Here is a 17,059-nt window from a genome sequence, read left to right on the forward strand (position 1 = left end):
AGAGAAATGTAGTGACCCCAAAAAGTTAGACTTTTATGGAGTGGAGAAATCCACTCCTTTTTTGTATGATAAGATTAACTGTTAGACAGCTGTTTTTACAGCTTCTCGAAACTGAACCGGACTTCGCCAATTTAATTTCTTTTTGATGCGTTTATGGTTGTAATAATAGATATATTGGTCAATTTTTGTTTTCAATTCATCTAAACTCCGATAGACTTCTCCGTGAAAAATCTCTTGCTTTAATAAACCAAAGAAGTTTTCCATAGGCGAGTTATCTAAACAATTCCCTTTACGAGACATACTCTGGAAGATTTTATGCTGCTTCAATTTATTCTTATAAGCATTCATTTGATAGGCCCATCCTTGATCTGAATGGAAGGTTCTACGAAATGGACAATCATTTGTCATCTGGATTGCTTCTTCTAATCCTTCCATTATGGCTAGTGCGTTTGGTTTTTCAGAAATCCGATAAGATAGAATTTCACTATTGTAGAAATCCATGAAAGGATCTAAATACAGCTTTTTCTGACGAACGACACCTGTGGTGTCTACTTCATAATACTTAAACTCTGTGGTATCAGTTGTAATTTTTTGGTGACAGATATTTGTATAAAACCGACGATGAATACGATTTTTGGCGACAGTGCCAACCTTCCCACGATAAGAATTGTACCGTCGAGATTTTCGAGTGTAAGACTTTACTTCGATACCTAGTTTTTTTATCAGACGTTGAATCTTCTTTTTATTGACATGAATCCCTTGATTCTCTAATTCTTTTTTTAGTCGCAGACAGCCGTAATCTTTATGATCTTTGCGAATTTCAAGCATTTTTTCTTCAATTTCTTGGTCTGGGTTTGGTCTGTCAAACCGTTTCTGCCAATACATATAGGTTGCTTTAGGAAATTTCAATGTTTCAAGAAGCTCAACTAGTTTGAATGATCCTCGGAGGCTGGCGATGATTCGTGCGATTGATTCTTGCGTCTTTGCTGGGCTTCCTGTTTTCGCAGCTTCCTCAACTCTTTTAAAAAGGCATTCTCAATTTGAAGGGATCGGACTTGCTTTTCTAATGCCTTGATACGATCGCGTTCTTCAGTTGTTGTATTTTTCTTTTTTGTTTTCTTTTTTTCTAGTCAAAGTAAGTGGTCGCCCTTTCTCTTTTGAGAGCCCCTCAATACCTGCTTCTCTGAAATTACGCATCCAATTGGCAATAAGCGCAGGGTTGTTCATTTCTAAAGTGCTAGCAACTTCTCGATAGGACATCTCACTTGTTTGATATAACTCTAGCGCATTTAACTTAAATTGAACAGAATATTTCTGATTTTGATGCTTTCTCAATAGACCTTCCTCTCCGTATTCACGATAGACATTCACCCAATTACTTACTTGAGACTTGCTTGAAATACCGTATTTGTTGGCAAGATACCGATATCCGCCCACGTCACTAAGATATTCTTTAACGATTTTTAGTTTTAATTCAAAAGGATATTTTGCCATACAAATAACGACCCCCAAAAGTTAGATTTTTTGGTCTAACTTTTGGGGGTCGCTTCAAAAACTGCGATCGTGCGGCTTTTTTCTTTTTTTAAAAAATACCAGACATTGTTTCGATGATCAAGCGAATGTTGAGGACTGTTAATGCGATGGCGCAAATCCAGCCCAGAGAAGTGACCCACAGAGGGTTCTTGAACTTTTCGCCCATGATTTTTTTGGAACTAGTAAAGTAAACCAATGGAATCATTGAGACTGGTAATGCAATACTCAAAAAGACCTGTGAATAGATCAAAAGATTATCTAGTGCCTGTTCATTACCGCCAAAGTAGAGGGTACATAGTAAAACAGGTACGACAGAAAGGCCACGAGTGATCAATCGTCTTGCCCATGTTGGAATCTTCATATGGATGAAGCCTTCCATGACGACTTGTCCTGTCAGTGTTCCAGTGATAGTTGAGTTTTGTCCGGAAGCCAGTAATGCTACGGCAAAAAGAACACTAAGGGCTGGACTAGCCACCGCTCCCGCGATCGCTGAATTTTGTAAGGCATCATACAGCGCTGAAAAAGTACCGACTTCTTCGCTGTGACCGAAGAACAATGCGCTCCCTAAAATCAGCAACAGACAATTAACGACAAAAGCAGCCGAAAGCTGAATATTTGAATCCCATGTGGCAAAGCGAACAGCTGTAGCGACTTCTTGCGGATTCGTCCGATCAATCTTTCTTGATTGTGAAATCGACGAATGCAAATACAAATTATGGGGCATGACGGTCGCGCCAACGATCCCTAATGCCATGGTCAGCTGTCCAGGGTTCAATACTTGTTTTTGGGGAATGAAGCCTTGAACAAGTGCCGGAAGATCAGGTTGGGCAATAATCACTTCGTAAACAAAAACAAGCAGAATCACCAATATTAAGGTCATTACGATGGCTTCGATTTTTCGAAAGCCTAATTTCATCAAGAAAAGCAGTAAAAAGACATCGAAAATCGTCAAAAAGACCCCTACAACTAATGGTAGACCGAATAATAGATTCAAAGCAATTGCTCCACCGATTACTTCGGCGATATCTGTTGCCATGATCGCCAACTCGGTAATAATCCAAAGGAAAAAGCCCAGCTTTTTACTGGTGTGTTTACGGGTTGCTTGTGCGAGGTCCATATGGGTGACAATCCCTAGTTTAGCTGCCATGTATTGGAGCAACATCGCAATCAGACTTGAAATCAAGATGACGGATAGCAGGAGATAACCATATTCGGCACCACCCCCGATTGAAGTGATCCAGTTACCAGGATCCATATACCCAACCGCGACTAACGCTCCGGGACCAGAAAAAGCTAAAAGATTACGCCAAAAATTCCCATCCTTGGGAATAGCTACGGTATTGTTTATTTCTTCCAAGCTAGGTCCATTTGCTGCCTGGATCAATTTTTTTTCTTCATTCATTCTGTCACATCCTATCTTTTTAGGTGTACCTAAAAACAATCTTATTGTATTCCTTGTTTATGAATTTTTCAAGAGAAAAACTTCTGAAAGTTTGCATTAACTAAAAAAACAGATATTAGAAAAGGACAGATTTCGTTTGCCAAGGTGATTGGTGATTGTTGGATTGATCAATCCTAATCTAAAATAGGGAATGTTGCTCTACATAGAATTGATGAATGAAGGAAATCTATTTGATCCCACTTGTTTAGAAAGACCGAAAATTTTCTTAAGAAACATAAAAAAACAAGAAGCACTCAAAATTGATGATTTTGAGTGCTTCTTGACGCTGGATTGTATGTCGAGGATGAATGAACTTTTATCAGGATCTTTTTTATATTCTTATTATGTCAAAAGAACAAGAAGAGCAGCCTTTAGAATGTTAATAACCAAGTTTATTAATCAAAGAACAGCCAAGAGGCTGCCCACTATTGTGCGACGTGTATGGCTATCAATAATAAAAAGTATCATTGTTTTGTGTTGTTGCTGATAAAACACTGTGTCAGCGTGTCTACAAATTCATCGAAGGTGGTTATGGCACTTAATTTATGAATGTTTTGTTCATCTGTACAAATCATGGCCAGATCATCAAAAATTTCCCGAAACACATGACGGTTATGGTAATTGATGGAAATCAAAAAAACCAATGTGACACGATTATTTCCCCACTGGATCCCCTTTGGATTGACGGCAATCGCAACCCCCGTACGATTGGCATTCATTGTCAGTGAATGTGGAATAGCCACTGAACCAAAGGCAGTAGAAGAAAGTTGCTCCCTCTCAATTACTTGTGGATAAAAGGTCTCGTCCACGATTCCTTCTTCTTTCATTTGACCACATAATTGTTTGAGCAATTCTGCGGAGTTTTGATTTTCAGTTGTATATGAGAATCGCTTTTTATCAACAAGCGATAGAAAGGTTTTCACAAATTGTTCTTTTCGTTTTTTTTCTTTGATATCAAAGATCTTGGCGGTAATTTGTTGCCGATCTTCAAGGGTAAAAAAAGGATTAATGATCACGTATGGGGTAGCGATCACTTGCTTCAGTTTAACAGCAGACACAATCAGTTCTGTATCTACATACTGCAACTCTTTTTCACTAGTAAGAATATTCTGGATCTCAAGGTCATCAGAGAAATTTTTCTGAAGCTTTTCCATCACCTGAATATTCATGTTGTAGTAATGAGGCACTAGAATCGTGCAGTTTATTTTATTCGTACGCTGTTTTTGAATTTCTAACGCATAGCCTAAATGAAAAGCTATGTAGGCAATTTCGTCTTCACTAATCGTATAACCGATTTCTTTTTGAATGACATGAGAAACCTGGACGGCACAATCATAGATGAGCGGACATTCTTTTTTTAGTGTTTCTGTCATTGGGTTTCTACAAGAGTAGCCGTTATTGATCCGATACAGTAAATTCTTTATATGGAGGGCAAATCGAATGAAGAACTCAGGTTCATTGCCATCAATAAAGTATAATTCATCCACTTTTGCTAGAATTTTTCTTACTAAGTCAAGGCAGTTTTTGTCCGTGACCTTCTCTAACTCATCAGGTGAAATTTGAGTGAAATTCACGCTAGTTCCATTCGCTGAAATTAGGATAGCTAAATCACGAATTTCTTCTTTGGGAAAACGAATACCGTACCGTTCCGCTACTTTTTCCGCGATTTTTTCGGAAATTTTTAGTACTGTCGGATGGATTGAGTGAGGCGCTTGAGCTTCTGCTTCAGGAGACTGAAAATTTCCTTTCATACGGTCTACGGCAATTGCTAGATGAATAACTATATTTGTTAACGCATAATCATTCGTGAAAAAATCATAGTCTGAAAAAAGTTCGGCAATAATTTCCTTGATATAATCAAGGTCAAAATCTATAAAACTTTCTTGTAGCTTAGTCATATCAACGAAATGATTATCCAATTCGGATAGCAATGTCTGATGGATTAATTGTCTTTTCGCTTTTTCTGTCCCAATCAACTGTAGTGTATCGTTGGTTAGTCTGACTTCGATAGCCAGTTCAGAACATTTTTTTTTAAGTTTTTTTGCATCACTCAATAATGTGGACTCGCTGATAAATAGTTCTTCTGCTAGATCATAAACAGATAGAGCTTCCTCGGTTGAAATCAGTCGCAAAAGGAGATAAGCAGTTCGTTCAGTAGGTGTTTCAGGGACACTTGTTTCTGTGTTATTGAAAAAAGTGACCAGATTACTTGCTATCACTCGATAGCCTTTGTTTGAAGAAAGGATCAAATCAGATTCATTGTCTTGAATATCTGCGATATACGATTTTATCGTCCGTTTGGATAACCCAAATTTTTCCGCTAATTGAGTGGAGGAAACCCAATTGTCTTGCTCATTTAGATAGTGAAGAAGTTTTATATACTTTGCTTTCATTGGCTGACACCCTCTCTTTCACCACTGCAGTGCAAAAGAATATTTGTTTCACCGCTGTAGATTGACTATAGTATAACTGTAATTGATAGCGCTATCAATGAAAATTGAATTGGGGGAGAAAAATCATGAAAAAATTGAATGTTTTACTTGTGTGTGGATCTGGAGCCAGCTCAGGTTTTATGGCTGCTAATATTCGTAAAGCTGCTGCTGAAAAAGGATTGGACATAAAAATTACTGCTCGCGGTGAAAGTGAGATTGAAAACTACATTGACGACATTGATGCGTTAATGGTTGGTCCCCATCTAGCGTATATTTTGGATGAAGTAGAAGAATTTGTTGGTGATGCACCAGTGAAAGTGATTTTGATGAAGCCTGAATACTATGCCATATTAAACGGAAAACAAGCTTTGGATCACTTGTTGGAAGAGGTACAGTAGCTTTCAGAATGGAGGGAATAAAATGCAATCCTTAATTAACTGGCTGGAAAACAGCTTTACGCCCAAAATGAATAAAATCAATCATAACGTTTGGATCGTGACTCTTAAAGACTCAATCATGCAGGCTTTGCCATTAATTTTCTTAGGATCGGTCTTTTGTATGCTGGCAATTTTAAATGATTATTTTCCAAGTTTACCCAATTTCTGGACACCATACGGATGGACGATGGGGATGATCTCACTCGTCATATCTTTTCTGATTCCTTTCAACTTGATGGAGAAAAAAAGACTGCGTAAGCAAAGAATCAATGCTGGAATGTCTGGAATCATCTTATTTTTGATTATTATTTCTCCACAAGTCATTGCTGACGGAGAACCTGGTTTTAGTCATAGTGCGCTTGGTGCAGGGGGAATGTTTATTGCAATTGTTGCAGGACTATTCGCTGGTATGGTGTTGAATTTATTTGGAAAGTTTTCTTTTTTCAGTGAGGAATCGGTGATTCCCGATTTTGTCCGCTCTTGGTTTGATGCTATGCTGCCAATCGGTATTGTTGTCCTTACCGGATGGATCTTCGTTGATCTTCTTGGCTTTGATGTCTACAATGCTGTTCTAGCCATCTTTATGCCATTACAAAGTGTGATTGAGACGCCATGGGGCTTTTCATTGATGATGTTGATTGTTTGTTTCCTCTATTCGTTGGGAATTTCAACATGGGTATTAACGCCTGTTTTAAATCCAGTTTTATTGACTGCTATTCAAGCAAATATTGACGGAAAGGCAATGAATTTAGTAACTGATCCAACTATTTATTCTGCTTATCTATGGATTGGCGGTATCGGCTGTACAATGCCTCTTGTTTTTATGTTGATGCGCTCCAAATCAAAAAAATTAAAAGCCTTGGGTACGGCTTCGGTTGCTCCGACGATTTTTAATATCAATGAACCGATTGTTTTTGGCTGTATTGCTTGGAATCCACTATTGATGGTCCCGATGTGGTTACAAGGGTTGATATTGCCATTAATTGTCTGGTTATTTACGAAAGTCATTGCTTTTGCACCTATTCCAACAGTCATGTTTCAAATGTGGTACTGTCCATTTCCGATTGCCACTTGGCTAACTACCGGAACAATTTCAGGCATTCTGCTAATGCTGATTGTTTTTGTCGTGGCGGCAGCGATTTGGTATCCATTTTTTAAAGCCTATGAAAAACAAGAATGCGAAAGAGAAGCTGCTGAAGCAACTGAAAGAGTATAGAAAGATAATTGTGAAAGAAGGTCTTAGAATGGTGAAAGAACAAATCGTTCAACATGCCATGCAGATAATTCTACATGCGGGAGATGCCAGAAAGCATTGTATGGATGCCTTGAAAGCGATTGAATCATATGATTTTGCACTGGCTGAAGTGGAAATAAAGCAAGCAAATGAGGAGATTGTACAGGCACACCGCATACAGACAGATGCAATTACGGCTGAAACATCTGGTGAAGATGGAGAGTATTCTGTGTTGTTCGCACATGCACAGGATACATTGATGACTATTTACAGTGAGATAAATATTGCTAAACGCATGCTGGCAATTTTTAAAGCCTATGATCGGCGCATTGAGCAATTGGAGAGTAGACTGGAAAGAGAGGAAGAAAATGACTAAAATACCTGAAGGTTTTCCAAAAGATTTTTTATGGGGCGGTGCTATTGCAGCTAATCAAGCTGAAGGTGCGTGGGATGTAGACGGAAAAGGCTGGTGTGTGGCAGATATTAATGAGTTTCTTCCAGATGTTGACTTAGAAAAGAAATCTAATATGGAAATAACGACAGCTTATATCAAAGAAGCAATGAACAGTACAGAGCGAATTTTTCCAAAACGGTGGGGAATTGATTTCTATCACACGTATAAAGATGACTTGAAATTGCTTGCTGAATTAGGGCTAAAAACATTTCGGACTTCTATCAACTGGGCAAGAATTTTTCCAAACGGAGATGAGTTGGAGCCGAATGAAGCGGGTTTGCAGTTTTATGACGATTTATTTGATGAAATAATAAAAAATGGTATGGAACCAATGATCACAATGTCTCACTATGAAATGCCACTTCATTTGACAACTTCGTATAAAGGCTGGTATTCAAGAGAAGTTATTGATTTCTTTGTCCGTTATGGTCAAGTTCTGCTAGATCGCTATCATGACAAAGTAAAGAAGTGGATAGTGGTTAATCAAATCAATTTAATTGTCCATGAATCGTTCAATCATCTTGGAATTCCTGAGGATGCAGTAGAGGATTTGCTTTCTGCTAAATATCAAGGAGTACACAATGAAATGGTTGCTAGTGCATTGATTACAAAATATGCGCATGCACATTATCCAGATAATGAGATCGGCATGATGCTTTGTGGCGGTCCATCTTATGCGGCATCTAGCAAGGCGGAAGATGTTCTAGCTGCATTAAAATTAAATCAAATGGAGTATTTCTTTGCAGACGTCTTACTTCGCGGCCGCTATCCTGGTTATGCTTTCCGTTACTTTGATGATAAAGGCATTCATGTAACTTTTGGAGAAGATGACGAAGAAGCACTGAAGCATACGGCAGACTTTATGTCTTTTTCTTACTACTATACACAAATATGCGATCAAGACTCTTACGATAAGGATTTAGGACCACACAGAAATAAGGAACTACCAGCAAATCCTTGGGGGTGGACAATTGATCCCATTGGCTTGAGAATTCTTTTAAATGAGTTTTATGATCGCTATCAGTGTCCAATTTATATCACTGAAAATGGGATTGGCTATTTTGATAAATTGGAAAATGGGAGCATTCATGATTCCTATCGTATAGAGTATTATCGAGATCATATTCGAGCCATGAAAGAAGCAATCAAAGATGGTGTGGATCTGCGCGGTTACTATGCTTGGGGACCCATTGATATAGTCAGCTGTTCGTCTAGTGAAATGAGCAAACGCTATGGATTTATTTATGTAGATAGTGATGATTATGGAAAAGGCAGTGGCGAAAGAATCAAAAAAGATAGCTTTGCTTGGTATCAAAGAGTTATCCGCAGTAATGGAGAAATCATTGACTAAGATTAAAGAGAGTTAAAGAGAATAGAAGATAAGTGCTGGCTGCTCTAGCTGAATGCTTTCTTTTAGTGGAAGCAGACCATCCACAAACTCAAAGGAGCAGTCCTCTATAACCCGGATTTTCAGGTTACAAAAGAGCTTATCGCAGGCATAAAACAAAAAGTACTCGAAAATGACTTTTTGTAGTGACCCCAAAAAGTTAGACTTTTATGGAGTGGAGAAATCCACTCCTTTTTTGTATGATAAGATTAACTGTTAGACAGCTGTTTTTACAGCTTCTCGAAACTGAACCGGACTTCGCCAATTTAATTTCTTTTTGATGCGTTTATGGTTGTAATAATAGATATATTGGTCAATTTTTGTTTTCAATTCATCTAAACTCCGATAGACTTCTCCGTGAAAAATCTCTTGCTTTAATAAACCAAAGAAGTTTTCCATAGGTGAGTTATCTAAACAATTCCCTTTACGAGACATACTCTGGAAGATTTTATGCTGCTTCAATTTATTCTTATGAGCATTCATTTGATAGGCCCATCCTTGATCTGAATGGAAGGTTCTACGAAATGGACAATCATTTGTCATCTGGATTACTTCTTCTAATCCTTTCATTATGGCTAGTGCGTTTGGTTTTTCAGAAATCCGATAAGATAGAATTTCACTATTGTAGAAATCCATGAAAGGATCTAAATACAGCTTTTTCTGACGAACGACACCTGTGGTGTCTACTTCATAATACTTAAACTCTGTGGTATCAGTTGTAATTTTTTGGTGACAGATATTTGTATAAAACCGACGATGAATACGATTTTTGGCGACAGTGCCAACCTTCCCACGATAAGAATTGTACCGTCGAGATTTTCGAGTGTAAGACTTTACTTCGATACCTAGTTTTTTTATCAGACGTTGAATCTTCTTTTTATTGACATGAATCCCTTGATTCTCTAATTCTTTTTTTAGTCGCAGACAGCCGTAATCTTTATGATCTTTGCGAATTTCAAGCATTTTTTCTTCAATTTCTTGGTCTGGGTTTGGTCTGCCAAACCGTTTCTGCCAATACATATAGGTTGCTTTAGGAAATTTCAATGTTTCAAGAAGCTCAACTAGTTTGAATGATCCTCGGAGGCTGGCGATGATTCGTGCGATTGATTCTTGCGTCTTTGCTGGGCTTCCTGTTTTCGCAGCTTCCTCAACTCTTTTAAAAAGGCATTCTCAATTTGAAGGGATCGGACTTGCTTTTCTAATGCCTTGATACGATCGCGTTCTTCAGTTGTTGTATTTTCTTTTTTGTTTTCTTTTTTTCTAGTCAAAGTAAGTGGTCGCCCTTTCTCTTTTGAGAGCCCCTCAATACCTGCTTCTCTGAAATTACGCATCCAATTGGCAATAAGCGCAGGGTTGTTCATTTCTAAAGTGCTAGCAACTTCTCGATAGGACATCTCACTTGTTTGATATAACTCTAGCGCATTTAACTTAAATTGAACAGAATATTTCTGATTTTGATGCTTTCTCAATAGACCTTCCTCTCCGTATTCACGATAGACATTCACCCAATTACTTACTTGAGACTTGCTTGAAATACCGTATTTGTTGGCAAGATACCGATATCCGCCCACGCCACTAAGATATTCTTTAACGATTTTTAGTTTTAATTCAAAAGGATATTTTGCCATACAAATAACGACCCCCAAAAGTTAGATTTTTTGGTCTAACTTTTGGGGGTCGCTTCAAAATGACTTTTCGAGTACTTTTTGTTTTATTGAGAGCACCATTAACTGACAGCTGCAATGCTCTCTTTAGCTGTGACTAGTTAGAAAGAATTAATCTGCCCGCAAAGCGATCGCAGCATCTTTTTTCGCTGCCATCCGTGCTGGGATATGGCCGCCGATCATGGTTAGGATCGTGCTGACCAGAATTAAGATCAATCCATGGACTGGATTCAGTTGTGCAACATTTTCCAACTCGGTCATATTGTATAAGACTGCGTTGATTGGGAAAGTAGCTAACCAAGCAATCAAGACACCTAATGCACCTGAAGCAATCCCGAGGATACATGTTTCAGCATCGAAGACACGAGTGATATCTTTTTTACGTGCACCTAACGCTTTTAGAACACCGATTTCTTTCGTACGTTCCAAAACTGAAGTATAGGTGATGATACCGATCATAATCATGCTCGTCACTAATGAGATAGCGGCAAAAGCAATCAGAACATAAGTGATGGCATCCATCAAGCCGCCGGTCAATTGCGTCATGGTTCCAGCTAAATCAGAATAAACGATTTGATCTTTACGATCTTTGCCTTTGTTGTAAGCATCAAGATAGTCCAAGATTTTTTCTTTGGAACTAAAATCATTTGGATAGATCATAATACTGTTTGGCAAGTCGCTGCCACCTAAGTAATCGATTAGAGAATCGCGCGTGCTAGCATCGATTTTTTCGTTGGTCATAACATTGATATCACTGTCTTTTTGGGCTTTGACGATTGCCGAGTTTTTGTTTTCTTTGATAACTTCTTGGGCTAATGCATCGCTATAAGCGATCCCGGTAGAAAGCAAATTCATCGTAGATTTTTCTTTGATACGTAAAATCCCGCTGATTTTTAATTCTTTATTTGCACTGTTGTCATAAACAGCTGTTAAATCTTGATTTGGGATAAAGTTCCCAGTTGGCAATTCAGTATAAAAGGCATCGTTAAGTGCCAACTTGACTGTTGTTCCTACGATATCATCGAAAGACACTTTATCGCCGTCTTTGATATCAAATCCTAAGTTGATCAATGCGTTGACGTTCGTCACGTTGTTCTCGTCAACGATCAGTACAACGTCATTTGCTGATGCAGGATATTCTCCCTGCAGCAAATCATAGTTGTCTTTCAGGAAGTTGCCGTTTTCCTCAGATAGTTGTTCTGGGAAGGTTGAAACGCCGATTCCCGTCGAAGCACTCATTGCGGACATCATGGCATTTGTCTGCTCGTTATCAGCTGAAGCATTTGAAAAGCTGACTTGTTCTACTTTATCATCGACCTTACGCAGTAAGTTCAACGAAGTCGAACGAGTGTAGCCAATGTTGTTGCTTAACTCAGGATCAATTTTATTGAGATAGTCAAGAAAGTCCTGATCAATATTATTGATATGGGTTGCCCGGTCAGCGTCACTCAGTTTTGCGGTCACTTCTTTAGTGGACGGGAAATTCTCTTCTTTAGTACGAGTACTGATTGCAGAAGGGTCTTGTTCCGTCGTTACTTTAGAGATCGTGATCGGGAAACGGGCCAATGTTTCAGACTGTGTATTATCGATTTGCTTTTGGAATCCGGTCGATAAAGACAAGACGATGGCAATGCCGATGATCCCAATGCTTGAAGCAAATGCCGTTAAGAAAGTTCTGCCTTTTTTTGTCCGGATATTATTGAAAGAAAGACGCAATGCAGTGAGGAAACTCATCTTCGTGTGCTTTAATTCAAATTGATCTTTCTTTTGTTCTTCAATATGCGGGTTAGAATCTTTTAAGATTCGACCATCCTTGAACTCAATGATTCGATCCGCATACTGATTCGCTAGTTCCGGGTTATGGGTAACCATGATTACGAGCTTTTCATTGGAAAGCTCTTGGATCAGCTTCATGATTTGGACGCTAGTCTCTGAATCCAACGCACCCGTCGGTTCATCACAAAGCAGAATATCTGGGTCGTTGGCTAATGCTCGGGCAATCGCTACCCGCTGCATTTGCCCACCAGAAAGTTGATTTGGCTTTTTGTGCATATGGTCCGCAAGACCAACCCGTGTCAGCGCATCTTCGGCTTTCGCTCGTTTGACTTCTTTTGAAACACCGCTTAGTGTCATTCCTAGCTCAACGTTATCAATAATCCCCAAATGACTGATTAAATTGTAACTTTGGAACACAAAACCGATCGAATTGTTCCGATAGGCATCCCAATCACGGTCCTTGAAAGATTTGGTCGATTTTCCATTAATGACCATGTCTCCAGAGTCGTAGTTGTCTAATCCACCGATCACATTTAGCATGGTGGTTTTTCCAGAGCCGCTTGGTCCCAAAATGGCTACAAACTCTTGTTTTCGGAAAGCAACCGAGACACCGTCCAATGCTTTGGTGGTACTTGATCCTACTTTATAATACTTCTTGATATCTTTTAATTCTAGCATGCTGTCACTCTTTTCTTGCCATTTTCATGTTTTTTTCATCCTGTTTAAAAGCTATCATAACAGTTAACAAAAATCAACAATCGTTATTGTTTTGCAGAAGTTCTTATACTAAACTATAGAGAAGAAAAGAGGGAGAAAATGACAAAAGCGATAGAGAAGTTTGATATATCAGTATTTGCAGAAGTTTTCTCACTACTGGGAAACCTTTTGTTTGAAGAAGTTGGGTTTGAAGATTTAAAATTGACAAAGATGGAAATACTTGAATTGGTTATCATCGCAGCTAATGAAGGGATGACGATGTCGGAATTAGCAAGACAAATCGGCACATCGAAGGTCCAGATTAGTCGTTCGATTGCTGGATTGGAAAAAGCTGGGTTTGTCATTCGCAAAACCAATGAAACGAATCGGCGCAGCGTCAATGTCTTTATGTGTGAAGCGGGAAGAGAATTGTTTAGTCGCAAAAAACAACAAATTGAGGATCGCTTGAATGAGAAGGTTTCGGCAATGCGCCCTTCGGATTTTACAGAGCTTTATCAGGCGCTGACTACAGTGATTGGTTTGTTGCGGAAGTATGACATTTTAAAAGAACACGCTTGCTCGAACAATTCTAAACCAAGTAAATGATCCCCAATTTATAGCAATGCAAACGATTGCTTCGTTTGTGTTATTTGATGTTTCTATTATATTTCTCGCCCTTTTGTAAAAAGAAGAGGATAAAGCAATCGATTGCATATTTTGCTTGTATTCTCTTCTTGTGTGTGGGAAAATAGAGGCAACAAATAATTAAAGGAGTCTGCTATGAATACTACTGCTATTTATCATCGTCCAGAAAGTGAATTTGCTTATTTATTTGAAAAAGACAAAATGCACATTCGGCTGCGCACAGCTCGTCAAGATGTGCGTCACGTGCAATTATTATGCGGGGATCCGTATACCTTATACAAAGAAGCTTGGTACCAACGAAGGATCGAAATGGATAAAATCTTGTCTACGGACTTGCATGATTATTGGCAAGTGACTGTAAGTGCAGAATTTCGCCGATTGTCTTACGGCTTCTCAATTGAAAGTTTTGACGGTCTCCATGTTTTTTATGGGGATCATGGGGTCTATCCTTTTGAAGAGCAATACTTAGAAATGAACAACAATTATTTCCGGATGCCTTACTTTCAAGAAGCGGATCGGTTCAAAGTGCCGGAATGGGTCAAAGAAACCGTCTGGTATCAAATTTTTCCGGAGCGCTTTGCCAATGGCGATCCATCGAATGATCCTGAAGGCACATTGCCCTGGGGGTCCAAAAATCCTGATCGGCAAGATTTTTTTGGTGGAGATTTACAAGGTGTGATCGACCATCTGGATTATCTCGTTTCGCTAGGGATCAATGGGATATATTTCTGTCCGATTTTTGAAGCCTACTCCAACCACAAATACGATACCATCGACTATTTAGCGATTGATCCGGCATTTGGGGATAACGAGACCTTTAAACGGTTGGTGGAGGAATGTCATAAACGAGGAATCAAGGTCATGCTTGACGCAGTTTTCAATCACATAGGAGATACTTCCCACCAATGGCTCGATGTCATTAAGAATGGTGCAGATTCTCCCTTTGCCGATTGGTTCCATATCAATGAATTCCCTGTCAATTATAAAGAAGGCGAAGATTTTGAAGATGCTTATGATATCACGTATGATGTGTTTGCATTTACCCCGCATATGCCGAAGCTGAATACAGAGAATCCGGATGTTCAAGACTATCTCCTGAAAATTGCTCGTTACTGGATCGAAGAATTTGATATCGATGCTTGGCGCTTGGATGTAGCCAATGAGGTGAGCCATAATTTCTGGAAGAAATTTCGTCAGGTCTGTGATGAAGCCAAAGACGATTTTTATATTTTAGGAGAGATATGGCATTCTTCTCAAAGATGGCTCCAAGGGGACGAATTCCATGCAGTCATGAACTATGCTTTTACAGATGCAATCATTGAATACTTCGTCAAAGGCGAAATATCAATGACAAAGATGGTCTCGGAACTAAATAATCAATTGATGCTTTATCGGGACCAGACAAATCAAGTCCAATTCAATATTTTGGATTCTCACGATACGCCGCGTCTATTGACATTGGCACGAGGCGATAAGGACCTGATGCGGCAGGTGATGGCTTTTACCTACTTGCAGCAAGGGGTTCCCTGCCTGTATTATGGCGATGAAATCGGCTTGACCGGGGATATGGATCCGGATTGCCGGAAATGTATGGTTTGGGAAGAAGAAAAACAAGACCGCGATTTGTTGCGCTTCACAACTGATTTGATTCATTTGCGCAAGAGTCATCAAAAAATCCTTTCAGAGGGCTCTTTGAATTGGAACGTGATTTCTGAAGAAGAAGGATTGATCATTTTTGAGCGGGAATTAGGTGCGCAACGAATCATTGGAATCTTTAATACCGGGGAAGACCAACTCACATTGTCTTGCCCAGAGGAAATTTTATTAGATCAGTTTATGCAGATCGAAGATGAGACAATGATCATTGATAATAAAGGATTTGTCATTGCAAAAATCAACAATGAAATCAGCAATAATTAAAAAATAAAATGAGGCAAGATCTGTTAAAACAGGTCTTGCCTCATTTAGGCTGATTGGGTTTTATTTCCCCATGCACGTTGGAAAGAATCTTCCCCAAAATTCTTTCTACTAATATTATAGCCTATAACCCGTAGATGTGACAAATAATAACAGTCGAAAAATAACCCTTTTTTGAAAAAAAGCGAAAGAAGAGGGAATTTTCAGATTTTTTCTTTTTCTTTCTGAGAATGCTTATGTAAGGTCTTTTCTTTTTGCTTAAATATGATAAACTAGTAAAAATGTATTTTTATTCGAGGAGTGATCAAATGGATAGAGGGTACCGGGTAGCTGTTGTTGGTGCGACTGGCGCAGTTGGAACAAAAATGATTGAGATGTTAGAAAAGACTACATTGCCGATCAAGGAATTGATTCTATTGGCTTCAAAGCGATCAGCTGGGAAAACCTGTGTCTTCAAAGGAGCCACTTTGGTCATTCAAGAATTAACTACGACCTCATTTATTGGAGTAGATTTGGCTTTATTTAGTGCTGGCGGCAGTATCTCCAAGCAATTTGCCCCAGAAGCGGTTAAAAGCGGTGCGGTCGTAATCGACAATACGAGCTACTTCCGAATGGATCCGAATGTCCCTTTAGTGGTTCCCGAAGTAAATGCTCATGCTTTAGCAAAACACCAAGGGATTATCGCAAACCCAAATTGTTCAACGATTCAGATGATGGTGGCATTAGAACCGATTCGGCAACACGCAGGTTTATCGCGGATCATTGTTTCGACGTATCAAGCTGTTTCAGGTGCCGGTGCTAAGGCAATGGCAGAATTGACACGGGAATCTCAAGCTTACTTGTCAGGAACACCAGCTGATCAGTTGGCACCAGAGATCATGCCAGCGGGCGGTGACAAGAAACACTATCCCATCGCATTCAATGCCTTGCCGCAGATCGATGTTTTTGCGGAAGATGATTACACCTATGAAGAGTGGAAAATGATTAATGAAACCAAAAAGATCATGGAAGACTCAGCGATCCAAGTAGCGGCTACTTGTGTTCGGATCCCAGTCTTTAGCGGGCACTCAGAATCTATTTATATCGAAACAAAACAACCTGCGGAATTGACTGCAGTCAAAGAGTGGATCAAAGCAGCTCCCGGAGCAGTTCTGCAAGACGATCCAAGTCAGCAGATTTATCCACAAGCACTGACGAGTGTCGGTAAGACAGAGACCTTCGTCGGTCGGATTCGAAAAGATTTAGATGTAGCGAATGGTCTGCACCTTTGGGTGGTAGCGGACAACTTGCTGAAAGGTGCTGCCTGGAACTCTATCCAAATCGCAGAATCGCTGCATGAACAGTCTCTAGTTCGAGTGTAAATCATAAGTTTTTCAGAAAAGTGTAGCGAATGCCACGCTTTTCTTTTTTTTGTTGTATAATGAAAGAGACGGCTTAGGCTAG

General features: G+C 39.3%; 13 protein-coding genes and 1 pseudogene. 7 read left to right on the plus strand and 7 right to left on the minus strand.

Translation table 11 applies throughout. The features are described from left to right. Positions 1 to 81: 81 nt before the first annotated feature. The 4 genes and pseudogenes from IGJ45_RS02335 to IGJ45_RS02350 all read right to left on the minus strand — a co-directional run. Positions 82 to 993 (minus strand): annotated as a pseudogene (locus IGJ45_RS02335) (IS3 family transposase); the annotation flags it as partial. A 96-nt stretch (positions 994 to 1,089) separates the two neighbouring features. Continuing rightward, on the minus strand, positions 1,090 to 1,494 hold the full coding sequence (locus IGJ45_RS02340) for a transposase (RefSeq protein WP_255210060.1): 405 nt from the start codon (positions 1,492 to 1,494) through the stop codon (positions 1,090 to 1,092). Between the two features lie 88 nt (positions 1,495 to 1,582). Further along, positions 1,583 to 2,935, minus strand: coding sequence for an Nramp family divalent metal transporter (locus IGJ45_RS02345; protein WP_003128741.1), 1,353 nt, complete (start codon positions 2,933 to 2,935; stop codon positions 1,583 to 1,585). Positions 2,936 to 3,438: 503 nt separating this feature from the next. Further along, a complete protein-coding gene (locus IGJ45_RS02350; protein ID WP_060813016.1) occupies positions 3,439 to 5,367 on the minus strand; it encodes a BglG family transcription antiterminator in 1,929 nt (642 codons plus the stop codon). A 125-nt stretch (positions 5,368 to 5,492) separates the two neighbouring features. Between IGJ45_RS02350 and IGJ45_RS02355 the strand changes: the two genes are divergently transcribed. The 4 genes from IGJ45_RS02355 to IGJ45_RS02370 are packed head-to-tail and all read left to right on the plus strand — an operon-like array spanning position 5,493 to position 8,882. Next, positions 5,493 to 5,804, plus strand: a complete 312-nt coding sequence (locus IGJ45_RS02355; RefSeq protein WP_034705290.1) for a PTS sugar transporter subunit IIB — start codon at positions 5,493 to 5,495, stop codon at positions 5,802 to 5,804. Between the two features lie 22 nt (positions 5,805 to 5,826). Then, positions 5,827 to 7,059, plus strand: coding sequence for a PTS sugar transporter subunit IIC (locus IGJ45_RS02360; protein ID WP_003128746.1), 1,233 nt, complete (start codon positions 5,827 to 5,829; stop codon positions 7,057 to 7,059). A gap of 31 nt (positions 7,060 to 7,090) precedes the next feature. Next, positions 7,091 to 7,453 (plus strand): PTS lactose/cellobiose transporter subunit IIA, encoded by a 363-nt coding sequence (locus IGJ45_RS02365; RefSeq protein ID WP_003128748.1) that lies wholly within the window; start codon positions 7,091 to 7,093, stop codon positions 7,451 to 7,453. Then, a complete protein-coding gene (locus tag IGJ45_RS02370) occupies positions 7,446 to 8,882 on the plus strand; it encodes a glycoside hydrolase family 1 protein (protein WP_005472648.1) in 1,437 nt (478 codons plus the stop codon). Before IGJ45_RS02365 ends, IGJ45_RS02370 begins: the two co-directional genes overlap by 8 nt. Positions 8,883 to 9,134: 252 nt before the next feature. Here the strand turns inward: IGJ45_RS02370 and IGJ45_RS02375 are convergent, their stop codons facing one another. The 3 genes from IGJ45_RS02375 to IGJ45_RS02385 form a co-directional block, all read right to left on the minus strand. Then, positions 9,135 to 10,022, minus strand: coding sequence for an IS3 family transposase (locus IGJ45_RS02375; protein ID WP_409360082.1), 888 nt, complete (start codon positions 10,020 to 10,022; stop codon positions 9,135 to 9,137). Beyond that, positions 9,980 to 10,546 carry an IS3 family transposase gene (locus IGJ45_RS02380; RefSeq protein ID WP_005473325.1) on the minus strand — a complete coding sequence of 189 codons (567 nt, stop codon included), beginning with the start codon at positions 10,544 to 10,546 and terminating at the stop codon, positions 9,980 to 9,982. The genes IGJ45_RS02375 and IGJ45_RS02380 overlap by 43 nt, the downstream gene beginning before the upstream one ends. A 147-nt stretch (positions 10,547 to 10,693) precedes the next feature. Beyond that, entirely contained in the window at positions 10,694 to 13,036 is a 2,343-nt protein-coding gene (locus tag IGJ45_RS02385; protein ID WP_060813014.1) for an ABC transporter ATP-binding protein/permease, read from the minus strand. Positions 13,037 to 13,174: 138 nt separating this feature from the next. On the opposite strand from IGJ45_RS02385, the gene IGJ45_RS02390 reads away from it, so the two are divergent. The 3 genes from IGJ45_RS02390 to IGJ45_RS02400 all read left to right on the plus strand — a co-directional run bounded on the left by IGJ45_RS02390 (position 13,175) and on the right by IGJ45_RS02400 (position 16,977). Continuing rightward, positions 13,175 to 13,660, plus strand: coding sequence for a MarR family winged helix-turn-helix transcriptional regulator (locus IGJ45_RS02390; RefSeq protein WP_003128751.1), 486 nt, complete (start codon positions 13,175 to 13,177; stop codon positions 13,658 to 13,660). A gap of 174 nt (positions 13,661 to 13,834) precedes the next feature. Further along, positions 13,835 to 15,619, plus strand: coding sequence for a glycoside hydrolase family 13 protein (locus IGJ45_RS02395; RefSeq protein WP_003128752.1), 1,785 nt, complete (start codon positions 13,835 to 13,837; stop codon positions 15,617 to 15,619). Positions 15,620 to 15,924: 305 nt separating this feature from the next. Further along, positions 15,925 to 16,977: an aspartate-semialdehyde dehydrogenase gene (locus tag IGJ45_RS02400; protein WP_005472640.1), complete on the plus strand. Its 1,053-nt coding sequence runs from the start codon at positions 15,925 to 15,927 to the stop codon at positions 16,975 to 16,977. The last annotated feature ends 82 nt before the right edge of the window (positions 16,978 to 17,059 follow it).

The organism is Enterococcus sp. DIV0574, assembly GCF_051711125.1.
Classification (GTDB): domain Bacteria; phylum Bacillota; class Bacilli; order Lactobacillales; family Enterococcaceae; genus Enterococcus_D; species Enterococcus_D gallinarum.

Coding starts and splice junctions, on each gene's coding strand:
- IGJ45_RS02390 (WP_003128751.1), top strand. CDS start 13,175: ATGACAAAAGCGATAGAGAAGTTTGATATATCAGTATTTGCAGAAGTT.
- IGJ45_RS02395 (WP_003128752.1), top strand. CDS start 13,835: ATGAATACTACTGCTATTTATCATCGTCCAGAAAGTGAATTTGCTTAT.
- IGJ45_RS02400 (WP_005472640.1), top strand. CDS start 15,925: ATGGATAGAGGGTACCGGGTAGCTGTTGTTGGTGCGACTGGCGCAGTT.
- IGJ45_RS02370 (WP_005472648.1), top strand. CDS start 7,446: ATGACTAAAATACCTGAAGGTTTTCCAAAAGATTTTTTATGGGGCGGT.
- IGJ45_RS02345 (WP_003128741.1), bottom strand. CDS start 2,935: ATGAATGAAGAAAAAAAATTGATCCAGGCAGCAAATGGACCTAGCTTG.
- IGJ45_RS02340 (WP_255210060.1), bottom strand. CDS start 1,494: ATGGCAAAATATCCTTTTGAATTAAAACTAAAAATCGTTAAAGAATAT.
- IGJ45_RS02380 (WP_005473325.1), bottom strand. CDS start 10,546: ATGGCAAAATATCCTTTTGAATTAAAACTAAAAATCGTTAAAGAATAT.
- IGJ45_RS02360 (WP_003128746.1), top strand. CDS start 5,827: ATGCAATCCTTAATTAACTGGCTGGAAAACAGCTTTACGCCCAAAATG.
- IGJ45_RS02350 (WP_060813016.1), bottom strand. CDS start 5,367: ATGAAAGCAAAGTATATAAAACTTCTTCACTATCTAAATGAGCAAGAC.
- IGJ45_RS02385 (WP_060813014.1), bottom strand. CDS start 13,036: ATGCTAGAATTAAAAGATATCAAGAAGTATTATAAAGTAGGATCAAGT.
- IGJ45_RS02355 (WP_034705290.1), top strand. CDS start 5,493: ATGAAAAAATTGAATGTTTTACTTGTGTGTGGATCTGGAGCCAGCTCA.